This window comes from Enterococcus sp. LJL128 (genome assembly GCF_056924295.1).
This window is the reverse complement of record NZ_JBXPBP010000003.1, coordinates 249,273-264,901: the sequence shown is the minus strand read 5'-3', so window position 1 is coordinate 264,901 and position 15,629 is coordinate 249,273. Positions and strand designations below refer to the sequence as shown.

The 15,629-nt window shown below is 36.9% G+C and carries 13 protein-coding genes; 3 read left to right on the top strand and 10 right to left on the bottom strand.

What is annotated here, in order from left to right; genetic code table 11:
• Nucleotides 1-13: 13 nt before the first annotated feature.
• The 6 genes from AC1Z3K_RS06435 to AC1Z3K_RS06410 all read right to left on the bottom strand — a co-directional run bounded on the left by AC1Z3K_RS06435 (nucleotide 14) and on the right by AC1Z3K_RS06410 (nucleotide 8,562).
• Nucleotides 14-865, bottom strand: coding sequence for a diguanylate cyclase (locus tag AC1Z3K_RS06435; RefSeq protein WP_426081359.1), 852 nt, complete (start codon nucleotides 863-865; stop codon nucleotides 14-16).
• Nucleotides 858-2,939 (bottom strand): cellulose biosynthesis cyclic di-GMP-binding regulatory protein BcsB, encoded by a 2,082-nt coding sequence (locus tag AC1Z3K_RS06430; RefSeq protein WP_461732205.1) that lies wholly within the window; start codon nucleotides 2,937-2,939, stop codon nucleotides 858-860. Before AC1Z3K_RS06430 ends, AC1Z3K_RS06435 begins: the two co-directional genes overlap by 8 nt.
• A gap of 124 nt (nucleotides 2,940-3,063) precedes the next feature.
• A complete protein-coding gene (locus AC1Z3K_RS06425) occupies nucleotides 3,064-4,326 on the bottom strand; it encodes a glycosyltransferase family 2 protein (RefSeq protein ID WP_461732204.1) in 1,263 nt (420 codons plus the stop codon).
• On the bottom strand, nucleotides 4,323-5,897 hold the full coding sequence (locus AC1Z3K_RS06420) for a hypothetical protein (protein WP_461732203.1): 1,575 nt from the start codon (nucleotides 5,895-5,897) through the stop codon (nucleotides 4,323-4,325). Before AC1Z3K_RS06420 ends, AC1Z3K_RS06425 begins: the two co-directional genes overlap by 4 nt.
• Nucleotides 5,894-7,369: a glycan biosynthesis hexose transferase WsfD gene (wsfD, locus tag AC1Z3K_RS06415; protein WP_461732202.1), complete on the bottom strand. Its 1,476-nt coding sequence runs from the start codon at nucleotides 7,367-7,369 to the stop codon at nucleotides 5,894-5,896. Before wsfD ends, AC1Z3K_RS06420 begins: the two co-directional genes overlap by 4 nt.
• Before the next feature lie 17 nt (nucleotides 7,370-7,386).
• On the bottom strand, nucleotides 7,387-8,562 hold the full coding sequence (locus tag AC1Z3K_RS06410; protein WP_461732201.1) for a hypothetical protein: 1,176 nt from the start codon (nucleotides 8,560-8,562) through the stop codon (nucleotides 7,387-7,389).
• A 358-nt stretch (nucleotides 8,563-8,920) separates the two neighbouring features.
• Here AC1Z3K_RS06410 and rpsT point away from each other — a divergent pair, with 358 nt between their 5' ends.
• Nucleotides 8,921-9,175 carry a 30S ribosomal protein S20 gene (rpsT, locus tag AC1Z3K_RS06405; protein ID WP_426081351.1) on the top strand — a complete coding sequence of 85 codons (255 nt, stop codon included), beginning with the start codon at nucleotides 8,921-8,923 and terminating at the stop codon, nucleotides 9,173-9,175.
• Nucleotides 9,176-9,332: 157 nt separating this feature from the next.
• On the opposite strand, the gene holA is transcribed toward rpsT, so the two are convergent.
• From holA to AC1Z3K_RS06385, 4 genes are all read right to left on the bottom strand, one after another.
• Nucleotides 9,333-10,361: a DNA polymerase III subunit delta gene (holA, locus tag AC1Z3K_RS06400; protein ID WP_461732200.1), complete on the bottom strand. Its 1,029-nt coding sequence runs from the start codon at nucleotides 10,359-10,361 to the stop codon at nucleotides 9,333-9,335.
• A gap of 49 nt (nucleotides 10,362-10,410) precedes the next feature.
• Complete coding sequence (locus AC1Z3K_RS06395; protein ID WP_461732228.1) at nucleotides 10,411-12,672, bottom strand: DNA internalization-related competence protein ComEC/Rec2; 2,262 nt, start codon at nucleotides 12,670-12,672, stop codon at nucleotides 10,411-10,413.
• Between the two features lie 55 nt (nucleotides 12,673-12,727).
• Entirely contained in the window at nucleotides 12,728-13,225 is a 498-nt protein-coding gene (locus AC1Z3K_RS06390; RefSeq protein ID WP_426081349.1) for a ComE operon protein 2, read from the bottom strand.
• 307 nt (nucleotides 13,226-13,532) lie between these two features.
• Complete coding sequence (locus tag AC1Z3K_RS06385) at nucleotides 13,533-14,153, bottom strand: helix-hairpin-helix domain-containing protein (RefSeq protein WP_461732199.1); 621 nt, start codon at nucleotides 14,151-14,153, stop codon at nucleotides 13,533-13,535.
• A gap of 104 nt (nucleotides 14,154-14,257) precedes the next feature.
• On the opposite strand from AC1Z3K_RS06385, the gene AC1Z3K_RS06380 reads away from it, so the two are divergent.
• On the top strand, nucleotides 14,258-14,767 hold the full coding sequence (locus AC1Z3K_RS06380) for a sigma-70 family RNA polymerase sigma factor (protein WP_461732227.1): 510 nt from the start codon (nucleotides 14,258-14,260) through the stop codon (nucleotides 14,765-14,767).
• A 13-nt stretch (nucleotides 14,768-14,780) separates the two neighbouring features.
• Nucleotides 14,781-15,590, top strand: coding sequence for a PH domain-containing protein (locus AC1Z3K_RS06375; protein WP_461732198.1), 810 nt, complete (start codon nucleotides 14,781-14,783; stop codon nucleotides 15,588-15,590).
• The last annotated feature ends 39 nt before the right edge of the window (nucleotides 15,591-15,629 follow it).

Below are 15,629 nucleotides of genomic sequence, written 5' to 3'. Positions count from 1 at the left end.
TTACAAGTTAGACTTAAACGTCGTATTGAAGCTCTTTAATAGCAGCTGACAATAAATCTGTTGATGTTTTCATTTCTCCTTCTTCATAACTGACAATTGAAATGATTAATTCTGCATGAATGTCTGTCAGCACTTCAGTAGTTTTCATTTTCTTTTGGAATCCTTCCTTGATAAGCAGGCGAATCGTTTTTAACTGAGCGGCTTCTTCAAAATTCAATATCCCCCAAGTTGGCACACTGTGATCAATGATATATTTGAAATTTTCCCGGCCAAAATTCTGTTTGATTTCATCAGATATCAAACCAATCATTTCTTTTATCTGATCATTTGTAATCATCGATTTCATACTATCCCAATAGCGAATACGAATAACCATGAGGCTAAGCATAGCTGGTGCGTTCTTCGATGCTTTGGACAGCACACAAAAGTCTTCGTCAAACATATTCAGTGTGCGCAGATTTGTTTCCTGATCCAATGCATTTAACCGAGCGTTATTTCTGCGCAGCTGGACGTTTTCTGCCACTTGCTCTCTGATTCGAATTGTCACTCCATAGACTAGCAAGCAAAGAATCGGCGGAACGATTAGCCAGTAAATAAAGCCTAGGGTAAAGCCGTCTTTATACATACTGACATAAAACACATAAACTAGCTGACCAAAGAAAAACAATAGATTGAAAATCAAACCTGTGATGATATTCGTAAAGTAAGTAATTATCACTAAAATCAGTGAAATCATCAAGCAGATCAAATTAAAGAAAAAGTTATTCGGTCCGACTGCCATAAAAATGGCGGTTAACAATACAACTGTAACAAACCCCAGCAAACTGGCATCCATAAGAATTCCCTGTTTGTTGCTTTTATTCATCTAAGCCGCCCCCCTTCTTGAATCCGTCATCGTAATACCGTTTGATAATGAAATACAAGGTCAATCCAACAGTTACTACAGCCAAGATAAAGACGATTCCGTAAAGCAATGCATCCTTACGACCAATAATCCTTGAAATAACTGACTGCTCTTCTTCTGAAGATGCTTCTTTCTTGAAGCGATAATCATATCGCCGATAGTTGGAATCGACAACAATCGCATCTCCTTGATAAATAGAGGTATTAGCCTGTGACTTCAATTGAGTAGAGGCTAAATAGACATTCTCTGAATCTGTTCCTGTCAGGACTAGTGAAACTGCATCCTTATTATATGGAGAAAATAACAACTGAGCAGTTCCTATTGTTTTCCCATAATCAGATTCCACACTTAGCTTTTCGTTAGACGTAATCGTGCTAAAATCCTCGACATATTGGAAATAAAGCTGATTATTCATTTTTTTGATTAACGAATTATCTGAGGGCGTTCCTAAAATAATCAGATTATGTGCTTCAAGCTCTTTTTTAGATGGTTCTTCATTATAGAATGTAATATCACCAGTGTTACTCTGAACATAATTTCCTAACAAATTTAAGAGATTAGTCAATGTTTTAAAATAGTTAGCATCCAGTTTTTTAGGAGTAACAATCGCTAAATCAGCGTATGTCTGATTTTGAATCAACACATTGGGATAATTAGAAAAAAGAACATCCTTTGATTCTTCTGTCTTTATAAAAACATTTGAATTATTTTCAATCAAAGCCCAAGGCGTCGCACTATTTCTTAATACCTCCGGATTGTCAACATTCAAATCAAAGGCTACTTTGATAACAAATGCATCCGATACTTCCAAATTATCGGGAAAATTCAGCTGAAGACGGTCGCCGTTTGCTTTTGCTGCACTTAGCTTTTGACTGCCGATTGGCAAATCATTGACATATACGGTTGCTAATGAATTTTCAAAATCCAGATTGTCTGAATATTTCATATGAATATCGAGTGAGCTTCCGTTTACATTATTGCGGTCTACAGGTAAATCAACAAAGTAGACCTGCTCTTGGTGGTAGCTGCCTGTTAGCTTATCTCCACTTGACGTTAACGGAATATTGCCGTCAAATTCCAGTGAGGAGGTGAATGTTTTCGTATTCTCATCTACAATTTTTTCAGATTTTTCAGTTTGAGTCATCAGCTCCTGATTTGCAATATAACGTCCGGCATTCATCAACTGCGTTGTATCCTGTGACGTAACAATTAAAACGTGTTTTTCTTCACTGTTAAAAAAGCGAAGGACGGCCTTGTCAGCTGTATCGTCTTTTTTGATGTCCTTCTTATATTCTTCCGGCAGCTGATCGTATAGACCAATTATCAGCTGATATGGCAGCTGAAGAGCCTTTTCATCAGCCAAAGAACGAATCGGCAGATAGTTTTCACTCGTTGTGATAATCCGTGAAATCCCTGTGAGCGCATAGCTGGCTGCAGTTAACTCTTCCGCTTTTGCAGCTTTCGGCACAATAACTGCACTTTGTTGGTTAGCAATAGTATCAGCTCCTACAAAATGATTATAAAAAGAGTGAATTGTATTTTCCGGCAGAATTAAGTCATATTGAAAATTAACATTTGATCCATCATAAATCGTTAACCAGTTCGCTGGTGTTTGTACCAGCTTATAATTATCAGAGCCTTCTGCATTAACAATCTGACCTTCAATCGTCAATGTATTCGTGCTGCTGAGCAGCTCTAAAGGGATATCAATTGTCTGCGTTTGAATTCCTTCAGACTTCTCTGGACGCCATGAATAGAATTTCACGCCGTTGACAGCAACCGTAATATCAGAGACCTCCGAAGACTCAAGCTGAGTAATCTGATAATTTAGATTAAACGTGGCTTTTTTTACATCCCAGTAGTCAATTTTACTGAAGTACATGGTTGCTTTGACCGAAGTACCTGTCAGCGAACTGGTAACATTTTGAAAAGGCTGTGTATACGTATGATTACTCTGTTCCTCCGTTTCTGCATGAACAGCTGTTGGCACTGCTGAAAGCAGCAGTAGACATAACATTAAAACAAGTTTTTTCATTCCTATCCCCTCACTTCATTACAGGCGTTTATACTCACGTTAGTGATTGACACCTCTACGTTCCAAAGTAGTTTATTGCACAATAAAAATAGCAAAAGCCACTACTATCAATCGCTTATCTCTTCTATTTGAACCGTTCAGTTTTATACCATTTTGTTGCTGTTTGTTTATGGAAAACATTCTCTTTGATATACATGAACATTCCATAAGCCGCGACCACTAGCCACATCTGACTATAAGTGACATACATCAAGCCAATCACACCGATGTTTCGCAGATTCATTTCCCCTTTTTCCGTACTGATGCTAAGATACGTACTGAAAATAAATAGAAGGACTGCTAATCCCCACAAGCTGTTACTAAACCCTTGAAGATTTGTATGAGCATAGCCGGAAACGGAAAGAACCAGAAAGACATCCGATAAAACCAGCGAAGTCATCAGTAGAAAATAGATGGATAGAAAATAAAGAATGTCAAACCGAATTTTTCCGGCTCGTTTGTCAAATAACAGTTTTGCATTCTTGACAATGACATAGATGTTTCCCTTTACCCATCGTGTCCGCTGTCTAAACCAAACGGGCAGCGTTTGCGGCTCCTGCTCCCAAGTTACAGCTTTCGGCTGAAACTTAATCTTATAACCCATCATATATATTCTAAAACTGATTTCTGTATCCTCAGCCAATGCTTTGTCATCCCAGCCGCCGATCTCCTCAATAATCGAACGCCGCACAATAAAGTTTGTTCCTGGAATAGTGCATAGCTTAAAGAGCTGAAAACGGCCGGCTTGAGCCATCCATTGAAAGGCAAGGGTTTCAATATTAATAAAATTAGTCAATATATTGGTGTTCTTATTACGCGTTCTGAACTTCCCTACAACTGCTCCATATTCTCCTCCTGCAGCCAACTCTGCTGCAAGATACCTCAAGGCATTAGGTTCTGGTGTATTGTCTGCATCATAGATGGCAATCAGTTCCCCCTGCGCTTGTTTGAAGCCAATATTCAAAGCATTGGATTTACCCTTTCCGCCAGTTACTGCATCCGTATTGATTACATGTAAATTTCGCTCAGGATATTCTAGTCCCAACCTCGCTAAAAGCTCGGCACTGTCATCACTGGAATTATCATTGATAACTATTACCTCATATTTATCTCGCGGGTAGTTAAAATTTAATAGCGCCTCTACTGTTTTCACAATCACAATTCCTTCATTATGTGCGGGAACCATGATACTGACAAACGGCGCCTTTTTTTCATCCAGCTGGGGCGGCTCTTGAGGATCGGTCCGCAAGTAATAAATATAACCAGCAATTACTAAAATCATATTTACAATTAGCAGCGACCAGATAATTAATGTGGCGGCTAGCATGATGCCGTCTGTAATTGTCATTTTCTTTTTCCTCCTCGACTAACATATTTCGAACGATAGTTTCGGTTTCCTCTAACAAATAAAATGACTAGCAGAATGAGCACTGAACCAATAAAAATAATCAATCCGGTATTAATTCTCCGAAAGAATCCAGCAAACAGTCCTTGATACTGATTGCTTAATGGTCGAACCTGCTCAGAATCTGCAAACTGACTAACACCTTGACCGTTTAGAGTAAAACGACCATCTGTATAAGCAATACGTTGTGTCTGAGTATTCAACTCAAATGTATACTGACTATCCAGCGACTGACTAAAATCAAATTTCAACTCATTTATCTTTGCCAAAACTGATTTTTCTTCAGTTTCATCCTTTGGAAAGTTAAAAGCCAGACTGACCGGCATTGGAAACAGATAGGATAAATAAGTTTGTTCTTCTTTCCACTGTACCCTGTCAAGTGCAGACTCTTCAAGTGAGTAAAAGCTTGTTGCATAAGTAGGGGCTCTATCGTCTTGAGCCCGGTAATGCATATTATCCACTGCAGGATTCTCCTCTAAAATAACCGTTTTGCCAAAGCTTAAGCCATCCAGCCGGTACTGACTATCCTGATTCCAATATCCTGGAGCGCTCAAACCGATTGGATAGATATTGTGAGAAACTAGTAGGCTAATTTGCTCAGTCATTATTGTTTGAAGCACTCGGCCGTCATTTAAATCTGCACTGTTTACAGCAGGAACAGCTAAAAAAATTACAGCGGATTCCTGTGCTTTCGCAAGGATATCTGTAAATATTTCATAGGTTAGCAAATCATTATTTCTGTTGATACTTGTTGTACTCAATGTATAATACAAAGCCATCTTATTGATTTTACTTAAAAAATCATTCGCAACCTCCATATCATTAAGGGGAGAAAAACCTTTGAATGTCAGCAGCGGCTGATAATTACTGCTCTTCCCTAGCCATTGCTGAATCAGCTCTGCACTCTGTAGAAAAACTGCTCCTTTGGTATCATACATTGGTAAAAACGCATTTTTACCCTGAATCACGCCAAATGGGTATTTCTTCTCTTCCAGTTCCTGACTAATCAACTGTCCGTAAAGCTGCCCATCCTCAGTTTCCAGTACCATGCTCTGGTCTTGATAATCCAGCAGCTGTTGAAAAGCTTCGTCATTGTGAACCAGTGTATACTGACGATGACTTAACTGCCTAAAACTGCCAGCGAATCCTGCCTGTTCGGTTTGATCAAGTCCCATGCCGATATGCAGCTTTTTTCCTTCGAAGTTTTTGCGGTCTCTTCTAAAGTAATCCGACTGAAGCCCTTTTTCCGACCAGTTAACAAATGAAATAACTCCTGTGTATACATCATCCCTCAATGTATTTTCCAGATAAGCATTATCTTGTACAGTGTCTACTTTTACACCCAAGCTTGTTAGAAGCCTCTGCAGTGAATCAACATTTTTTTCCCCGGCATTTGCCAAGTTCAGACTGTCATAAACTAAAAGTACCCGTTCTTGTTCAGTTGCCTCACCTTTTTGTGAAAAAGAAATCAGCGGAAATAAAACCATAATAATGAGTAAGAAGATTTTCTTCATAGCATAAATCTCCTTTCATCCGCCCATAAGCGGCCGCCTAATAAATCCGCGATAAAAATGAGCAGTAAAATATCAAAATAAACAGATGCTAAAAACAGATGGCGGGTAAAATCTGCATCTCCTTCATAAATAACAGCTAGTATAAAGGTAAGGAAAAAGTTTACAATTAATCCTAAAATAAAGAAAAACCGAAAACATAACCACTCCTGTTTCTGCTTCAGTCCCTGGTAAAAACCAATCCCATATACAACGAGCAGGACAAAAGAAAATAAGAAAAAGAAACGAAAATCTTTAGGAAAGACAGCTGCTTTAATTCGATTAAACAAGGTATAAAATAATGTTTGTTGTCCCGGTTGACTACTATCTTTCTGTAGATAATTACCTAGCTCTGTCGGCTTGACTAAATACATGTCCTGTACACCTATTTTTAACAGTGCCGGCAGTTCATCAAAATTCGCTAAATAAGAAGCTGTAACCCATATATACGTACTTTTTTTAATTAAATTTTCTTTAAGTGCCTCAGAATTTAACGGGATGGGCGAATATTCATCGTAATAGCTAGAGCCTTTGAGTAATCCGTACTGAGGATTTATCTCCCCTCCTGCTAAAATTTCTCCTGGCTTTTCTGCATTCAAAATCAAGCCTCTATTTACACTATGGTAAGCATCCCTTTGATGGGTCATGTCAGGTGTTGCAGCATAGATTGATACCGTTAGACCAACTAGCCCGATTAAGGTGGCCAGTAACGTCAAACGTTGAGTAGCGCTTAACGAATAGAAGAGCAGCCCTAAAGCTGTTACTACAACTCCAATGACCAAAAAGAAATACTGCTGATAGGCTCCTGCAAAAAGAATAATTGCTAATAAGATAGTAACGAAAAAGCCATATGGACTAACCTTGACCCGAAAATAATAATAAAGGAAGCCGCAAAAATAAAGAAGACCAATATACGCAGCCGCTTCTGGATAAAACGAATTGAAATAAATAATATATGAGCCATCTCCTAACGTAAGAGCGATGATGACTGCTAAAAAATAACCACGCTTTTTATTCATGCCAAAAGAAAAAGAATGTGTAATCAAATAGATTGCAGGAAGCAAGGCCACTAAGTAGATTGCTCCTAAAAAACGAAGGTCAAACAGCCTTGTACTAAAAAACAACTGATTTAACCAAAGGGCGGTAGTAATAAATAATTGATTCGTTGAAAAAAAACCAGTATCTGTTTGATTGAAGTACTGACGAATACCATAAATATTTTGAAAATAATCATTGTATGGATAGGTTTCCGGGTTTTGAATGTATAAATTATTTTTATTCAGCATCATGAAGTAGTCGCCATTATCGGCTAAACCATTAATAGGCGGAATAAAGAGCAGCAGAATAGCAGGGATTGCCACTAAAAGTACAGCGAGACCTGCCGGAGAGATATAATGACTAACTATTTTTATAGATTTTTCAATTATTTCTTTCATAAGGTTCACCCCTTTTATCATATTCCATACGCAAGGAGTGCCATTAGATTATTAAACGAATACACTTCTTTCGTTATCGTATCACCAAAACCGCCATAAAGAATACTCGTTGGATCCATTGTCTGAAAATTTTTCAAAATCTCTATTGCCTGCGTATATAATTCCTGATCATCAACAAAGTAACCAATCAAAGCGGCAATTGCATAGCTGGCTGCCGATTGATTTTTATCAATTGCATTTCCATTTAAATCATAAGAATTGAACAATGTTCCTTTCGCTACCCGATCTTTAACAAAGGCAATACTCGTTGGTTGTACTTCACCAATCTCTGCCAAGTAGCGAATAGTTAGTAGGGACTCGATGATATTAACCCCATTCCCATCCTGATATTCTTCTTCTTTATAGCTGTATTTTTGATGATATAGCGGAAAATCATCTGAAATATAACCGTTTTTAGCAATATTCACTTGGTACTGCAGATAATCTTCACTAATCCCGTGCATTTGATAAAGGTAGGCAAGTGTTTTGTAATCTAGATAAAATAAAGAAATATCTTGAGATTTTTCTTTATTTTCTTCATCATAAAAGTCAATCAATAGACCATTGTTGGTTGACTGCTTTAAAAAATGAGTACTGATAGCTTTCACTTCTTTTTCGTAATTAAATGCATCATTGCCGAACTTAGCTTCTGCAATAATCAAGGCACGCATAATACGCAAATCATCCAAACTAGCATTCACTGGATAGCGTTTCCCCTTCTCACTAACACGATAACTGAACTGTGTCCCGTCATAAAACATTTCCTTCATTTTTTTGTAGAAAACATCAAATCGTCCCTGCGTATCTAAAGCCGCTAAGTCCAATAAATAGATCCCTGCTGATTCACTCAAAAGATCATGGCCTGTTGCTTCATTTTTCTGGGCTCCATCCGGGAGGTAATTAGTGATGATCTGTCCATCAGGCATCAGCTTTTGCTGAATAAAGTTTTTCAGTAAACTCCGACGGTTTTTCGTATCTTCATCTAATCTTTCTAAATTTAATACAAAATCAGACGGTCCAACAGTCATCATTTCCTGAACACTTTCATCAACTGAGGCAACATTTACATCCGTATTTTCACGATTTTTCAAAAATAAAAAACCTCCAATTACCAACAGAGCAACAGCTGCAATCATTAGTCCTATCTTTTTCATAACCTATCAAACTCTCCGTTATATTTGCTTCCATTTTACATTCTTAACTAATTTTTTACCAACAATACACATAACACTTACTTATGTATTTTTTTAAGAAGAATCCAAGCTAAAAGCTTGCCTTTTTAAAGAATCGATTTCCTAAAAAATATCTATTTCATAACAATTTAGAGTTAATTCTTGGTTAGAGCCGAAGTTATTGGATAAATTAAGCTTTTCAAAATTATTTTTGCTGTTAAGGAAAAAAACTTGTCATCTTTTATTGCAATGCCTGATTGGATTCGGTATAATGATTACTGTTGAATTACATTTTAGACTTTCTAGAATGTAAGACCTTATTTTATCGGAGGTGAAATAAATGCCAAATATTGAATCTGCAATCAAACGTGTGCGTACAAGCGCGGACGCTAATGCAAAAAATTCATCTCAAACAAATGCGATGCGTACAGCTATCAAGAAATTTGATGAAGCTGTTGTTGCTGGTGCTGACAATGTAGATGTCTTATATAAAGATGCTGTTAAAGCTATTGATATGGCTGAAACTAAAGGTTTGATCCATAAAAATAAAGCAAACCGCGATAAATCTCGTTTAAGCAAAAAAATTGCAAAATAATCGATGATTAAGAAGTTGACTTTGGTTAACTTCTTTTTTTGTAAAAAAGCTAAGCCTTTTAAATCTAATCAACAAGTCGTTGTTAGCATTTTAAGGCTTAGCTTATATTTTATTATTTTATTTTGGCGGCTAGTAAAATGGCATTAGCGGTATTTTATTAAAGAACCTGCGTTGATATCTTTAATATAAACAGCTCAAATAATAATTCCTTAGCCATTTTTCCAGTTTTCACAGCAAAATCATTTTCAATTAATTCATCATAAATTTTTTCAAGCCTAGTGAGTTCAAACCGTTTGCTTTGCTGCATGCCAAGTTTAATTCTGTACGGATGGATTTTTAAAGCCTCTGCTATATTTGCCTGCTGATAGCCTAATTGAGCTAGTATCTTAATTTGCAGAAGCAGCCGAATTTGACTTAGTAAGATTGCAGTTAGCTTAATTGTTTCCTCTCCTTGTAAAAGTAAATCCTGATACGTTTGAAGCGCCTTTTCACTGTTTCCGGAAAGAATTTCCCCAGTCAAGTCGAAAACATTATGTTCTAATGACTTCGGCACTAGCTCCTCCACTATATCTACGGAGATTTTCTTGTCTTCTGAGGAAAACAGAAATAGTTTTTGAAGTTCGCTAATAACCTTGGTTAATTGAAAATCAGATAAATATAAGAGTAAATCAAAAGCCTTCGGCTGAATGTCATAGCCTTCATTTTGAATGGTCTGCTGCACGTAATTCCGAAGAGTTTTTTCATCCATCGGCGATACATCTACCACCACTGCTTTTTTCTTGAGAAGTTTTGTAACCTTTTTTCGTTCATCCAGCTTCTCAACATTTGCTAAAAATACAAGAATCGCTGTATCGGATGGCTGCTCCAAGTAGTCCATTAGTTCTTTTAAATCATGTTCTGGACCGCCGGCCTTCTTTTCACTTGTTAGAAAATAAGGATCATCCACAAAAACTAATCGATGGTCGCCAAAAAACGGCAAGGTTTCAGCTTCTGCTAATGCCATTGAAAGAGTGGTTTCCGACATATCATAGGATGTTACATTGAACTCCTCGTCTTCCGGCTGAAACAACTGTCTTAGAAGCTCTGTTTTGAACAGCTCGCTTAAATAGGTTTCCGTTCCTAAAACTAAATAAACCGGAGCTATTTTATTCTCCCTTATCTCCTTTAAAACTGTTTGTAAACTCATCAGATCCCTCTTTTCTCTTATTCATCCTACCATTACTATCTACGAAAATCTAGTCAGAATCTAAAACCGTATTTCCTTTAGAAAGAGCTGTAAAAAGGTGCCAAGTATAATAAACCATGCCCTGTTGATCTGTTCGATAGATTTGAATATTATTCTCCTTCAATCTACTAAGAATTTCTTCATGAGGATGTCCAAACCTGTTCTCCCTGCCACAGGAAATAACAGCATCTGTCGGAGCAATGAGCTCCAGAAATTTAGAGCTGGTCGATGTGCGGCTGCCATGATGCCCAACCTTTAGAAGATCTGTTTTAAGTGTGGGAAAATTGGTTATCAGCTGTTGTTCCCCTGCTTCTTCTAAGTCACCAGTAAATAGCAGCCGGCGTTCTTTAATTAACATTTGAATTACTACAGAATCATTGTTGCTTCCTTTTCCAACTTCAATGGGGGCCAACACCTTTAAGTCAAAGGAGCTATGCAAAACTGTTTCTCCAGCTAGCAGCGGGTAACAACGTGTTCCTTTACTACGTAAAGCTTTAAGCACTGCCTGAAAAGATTCTTTTTGCTCTGCTCCAGCCCCAAAATATAGGGTATGGATTGGTATAGCATGATTTATTTCCAACAAGTCTCCCATATGATCTGTATCGCTGTGAGTAATAATCACTTTATCCAGCTTCTTTACACCGCGGCTTTTAAGAAACGGCACAACCGTGTATGCTGCATTGCTTTTTTGATGTCTGAGCTGCCAAGGTTCCTTGGGAAAGGCTAGACGTCCGCCAGTATCAATCAGAATTGACTCTCCTGCCAACGGCTTCTGAATAAAAATACTGTCTCCCTGGCCTACATCAATAAACGCAACAATACCATTCTGAAAAAAGTATTTTTGGTTTAACAATAACAACAGCAGTCCAGCAGCCAAAAGTGCAGATGAAAGCTTTCTTCCTAAATAATATAAAAGCGTCATAATCAGCCCAATTTCAATAAAAAATAACCATAGAGGTATACTACCGATAACAACTGTAAATATATTGTGTGTGGCAACCCATTCGAAAAAACGATTTAGATGCACCAATGCTGCTTCTAAAGCTTGGCTGACTATTGGCGGCTGATAGATTGTCGATGCGATAAATACAGCCGTTAATATTGGCAAAAGCAGCCACTCAAACACAGGCATCAACAGAAAGCTTAGCAAAACTCCTATCGGCTGCCATTCGTAGACTGATAGCCCGAGAATTGGCAAAGTATATAAAGACAGAAGCCCTGAGAATAAAAGCTGTTTGATTAGGTAGTTTCCTTTGTTGCTTTTTCTCAGCCCCTCAGTAGTAAAGAGAATACCAAAAGAAAGGAAATAGCTGAATTGACCCGCAAGTGTGAATAATAAAAACGGATCAAACAAAACACCCAGCAGCAATGTTATACTCCAAATATCAAGAGCGGAAAGATGCAGCTGATACCGCTGATTTCCTTCCATAAGATTTTTCTGAATCAGTGCTCGAGATACACTGATAGAAAAACCGGCAAGACCTGCGTAGAAAAAGGAGACAAGTAACTGTAGCCAAAAGAAGGACTCAATTGTTAGCCCCGTTCGCAACGCTGCTGATTTAAAAACTTTTGTATAAAATGACACGTGCATACCCGAAAGACTAAAAAGATGAAGAATTCCTATGGATTGAAGCTGTTCACTTTGTTCCGACTGGGTGCTCTTTTCACCAAACAGCAACAGCTTTAAATAATTGGCAGTTGTCTCAGAAAATTCTTTTTCACAATGTAACAATGCTTTTTTTCTAACTATGGTCAAATAATCAAAAATATGATAAAACGGCGGCTTTTCTGCGGTAATCCTCTGAATTTCTTTAATCATGAATACTTGGTTGATTCCACGATAACGAAGCATTTTCTGATAATCAAAACCATTCAAATTGGTAGCTGATGCAGGACTTTCAAGCGTACCGGATAGATGCAGTTTCAACTTTTTATCCATCCTAAGCCAAAATTTCTGTTCTTTTTCAGTAGATAAATAATAGGAAGCACGAATAGCAAGTTTTTTTTCATCTTTAATTTGGATACCCTCTATTTGAAGCAAATCACCTCTAAGATTAATTTTATCTGGTTGAACAAATAAAACAGAAACTGTATCGCCCAGAATTGCTTTTTGTTCAGCTTCCTCCTGCAATCTGGTATTTATTGACAAAATAAGAACAAAAAAACTGCACAAGAAACCCGTTATAATTATCGGACGGTTTCTTGTGCATAAAAGTCTGAGTAGGACAAGCAGACAAATGCCTATAGTCAGAAAGCTTCTTTGTAAAGACAAACAATAAACGGAAACAGCTAGAGCTACTGGAAAAATCCAGTAGTTATTCAGCTGTTTAACTGTCGCTGTCAATGACTGTACTATCTTCTTCTCCTAATTGAAGTTCAGCAAAATACTTTTTGGATAGTGTTACTTTTTCGGCAGTTGCTCCTGCTTTGGTAATTAGTTCAACTGCATATGGATCATTGCGATAATCTTTCAAATAGTGAATTTTTTTAATACCTGCCTGTAAAATCATTTTTGTACATTGGAGGCAGGGAAAATGAGTCACATATATTTCAGCATGTTCTGTTGGTATTCCAAACTTAGCACACTGTAGAATTGCATTCATTTCAGCATGAATTGTTCTGACACAATGGCCGTCTACAATATAGCAGCCGTCATCAATACAATGAACATCTCCGCTGACAGAACCGTTATAGCCGCCGGCAATAATCCGCTTATCCCTTACAACTGTTGCTCCAACTTCTAATCGTGTACAGGTGCTTCTCAAAGCCAGTAATACGCTCTGTGCCATAAAATATTGATCCCAAGGTATTCTTTCTAAAGTCATAGCTTCTCCCTTCTATATAAATCTAAACAAGATAAATTTTCATTTCTTTATCTGTAACAGGTACTAGTCTTATCGCAAAAGTACTGTGAAACAAAGAAATGAATAAATCGGACCTAGCTAATTACAAATATTTTGCTGAAAAAATAACTATTATAAATCCCATTGAATCCTTAGAAAGTATTTTTTCAATAAGAGTCAGGCTACCCATTTTCTTTTTAAAAGAAACAAAATAGATTGTTAATGGAATTTATATAGTTAAATAGTACGTGAATAAAAAAACGCCGTCAATAGTCTTTACAATTTATTTTTATGAAACAAAAATATCGTCTTTAAGTTTTTCAATTGTTTTCTCGCCGATTCCTGTGATATTTGTTAATTCGTTAATAGATTTAAATTTGCCATGTGCTTCTCTGTAATTAATGATTTCCTGTGCTTTCTTTTGACCAATACCGCTAAGCGTCATCAGTTCCTGTTCACTTGCCGTATTCAAATTTACTTTCCCTTCTGCTTCTTCTTCACCTGCCTGTTCAAAGAATGCAGGGGAATCAGAGATTTCGCCCATTTTAGGAACATAAATGACCATCTGATCAGAAACACGTTGTGAAAGATTAATCTGATTCTCGTCTGCCTCTTCTTTCAAGCCCCCTGCCATTTGAAGTACATCCCAAACACGCATCCCCTCTTCTACCTCATAGATTCCCGGCTTTGCCACAGCTCCCTTTACATCTACGAAGAACTCATGAGATGTAACCGGCAGTTCAGAAGAGATAGTTTCGTTAGCACTGAAAGAAGTCTCTGTCCATGAAAGCTCTTCATCGATTAAAGTAGCATTTCCCTGATTTATTACGAATATACCCATGATGAACAAGATAAGCGCTGCACTACCTCCAATAAATTGATAGCGGTGGTTTAAAACAAATTCTTGCATATTCCTCCCTCCTAAAATATTTTACGCATTTTTTTCTAGTATTGATAAAAAATCAAGATTTCAACCGTATAATAAAGTAAGGAGGGGTGAAAAGTGTGGATGAGATGATTGTTAAACTGATAAAAGATCAGAATTTTAAAGGACTTGAATTGTTAATAGACCATCTTGGCAAAGATATCTTGAAAACAATCTATTCTATACTAGACCGTCCTGAAGAACGTGATTATCGTAGAGAAGCAGAAAATGAGGTTTTTTATAAACTATGGAAAAAAATGAATCATTATAATGCAACAAAAAGTAGTTTGAAAACCTGGGTCTTAACGATTACAAAAAATACCTGTATTGATAAAAAACGCAGTCTTGTCAAAATGAAAAATCTTCTGCCAATTGAGGACGCAGCTAATTTAGGCACCTGTGATGCTTACTTTGAGAAAGAACATTTCCTAGAGTTAGTTGCTCAGCTAAAAAAAGAGGATCAATTAATCTTTCTTAAATATTATTATTATCAGCAGACGCCTCAGGAAATCGCTGCCTCACTCGGCCTAACAGCAGATCAGGTTTACAATCACTTATCACGAGGCCGCAAAAAACTAAAATCGATACTAAAGCAATAGGGGGGGATAAATCATGGGAAATATATTTAGAAAATCGGTCAGAAATCTTAACAGTCACTCATTTGATACTAATTCATTTTCAAAGAAAAGAAAAAAAGAGCTGTACAAACAAACACATATGTACATTTTTTTACGTGAGCTAACAGAGTCTTTAAGCAGCACCTACTTTAAAAAAGACGAGACTCTACAAACACTTCTCCCTTTGACAACAGACGGTGCTAATACTTCCTTTATGAGTCTAGGCATTATGGGTGCCTACCATCCGAAAAGTGAAAAAGCAAAGAAATATGTACGAGAATTTCATGATCTTAGAGGTAATCGGTTATTGATACTTACGAATCAGCGAATCATTTTCATGACAATTATTGAATATTTGGACGAAGAACTATTTTACAGCTATCCCTACGAAGAAATCAAAAAAATAACTTTGAAGAAAAATACTCTTAGTTATTTCGATTGGGGAACGTCTTTTCCACCAAAAAAAATGCCCTTACACACCTATTTTTTTGACTTTGAATGTGGTAATCACATTTTTTCAGAACTATTGGATGAAACAGATGCTAAAATTTTACTAAATCAATTTGAAAAGACAACTACTTTGCACCCTATTCCAATTGTAGAAAACACTTATAGAAAAAGAGGGTTTGATTTTTTTGTAAACAATTTTCAGCTTGGTTACCAGCTGTTACACATTTTATCCATCATTGCCATTCTGATAGTCATTTTCCTAATCCTTGGTATTTTTTTAAACTTTGGTCCTTTTAAGTTTTATTATTTTAAAAATTTTGCGCTAAACAGCCTATTTCTTCTTGTCTACTCCTAATAAATACTTCAACAAAAGAGGCTCTATACTATTTTGTGC

What these genes read in the sequence shown, in the direction of transcription:
- AC1Z3K_RS06435 (WP_426081359.1), bottom strand. Translation starts at nt 865, where the DNA reads ATGAATAAAAGCAACAAACAGGGAATTCTTATGGATGCCAGTTTGCTG.
- AC1Z3K_RS06385 (WP_461732199.1), bottom strand. Translation starts at nt 14,153, where the DNA reads ATGCAAGAATTTGTTTTAAACCACCGCTATCAATTTATTGGAGGTAGT.
- AC1Z3K_RS06390 (WP_426081349.1), bottom strand. Translation starts at nt 13,225, where the DNA reads ATGACTTTAGAAAGAATACCTTGGGATCAATATTTTATGGCACAGAGC.
- AC1Z3K_RS06380 (WP_461732227.1), top strand. Translation starts at nt 14,258, where the DNA reads ATGATTGTTAAACTGATAAAAGATCAGAATTTTAAAGGACTTGAATTG.
- AC1Z3K_RS06375 (WP_461732198.1), top strand. Translation starts at nt 14,781, where the DNA reads ATGGGAAATATATTTAGAAAATCGGTCAGAAATCTTAACAGTCACTCA.
- AC1Z3K_RS06425 (WP_461732204.1), bottom strand. Translation starts at nt 4,326, where the DNA reads ATGACAATTACAGACGGCATCATGCTAGCCGCCACATTAATTATCTGG.
- AC1Z3K_RS06410 (WP_461732201.1), bottom strand. Translation starts at nt 8,562, where the DNA reads ATGAAAAAGATAGGACTAATGATTGCAGCTGTTGCTCTGTTGGTAATT.
- wsfD (WP_461732202.1), bottom strand. Translation starts at nt 7,369, where the DNA reads ATGAAAGAAATAATTGAAAAATCTATAAAAATAGTTAGTCATTATATC.
- rpsT (WP_426081351.1), top strand. Translation starts at nt 8,921, where the DNA reads ATGCCAAATATTGAATCTGCAATCAAACGTGTGCGTACAAGCGCGGAC.
- AC1Z3K_RS06430 (WP_461732205.1), bottom strand. Translation starts at nt 2,939, where the DNA reads ATGAAAAAACTTGTTTTAATGTTATGTCTACTGCTGCTTTCAGCAGTG.
- AC1Z3K_RS06420 (WP_461732203.1), bottom strand. Translation starts at nt 5,897, where the DNA reads ATGAAGAAAATCTTCTTACTCATTATTATGGTTTTATTTCCGCTGATT.
- holA (WP_461732200.1), bottom strand. Translation starts at nt 10,361, where the DNA reads ATGAGTTTACAAACAGTTTTAAAGGAGATAAGGGAGAATAAAATAGCT.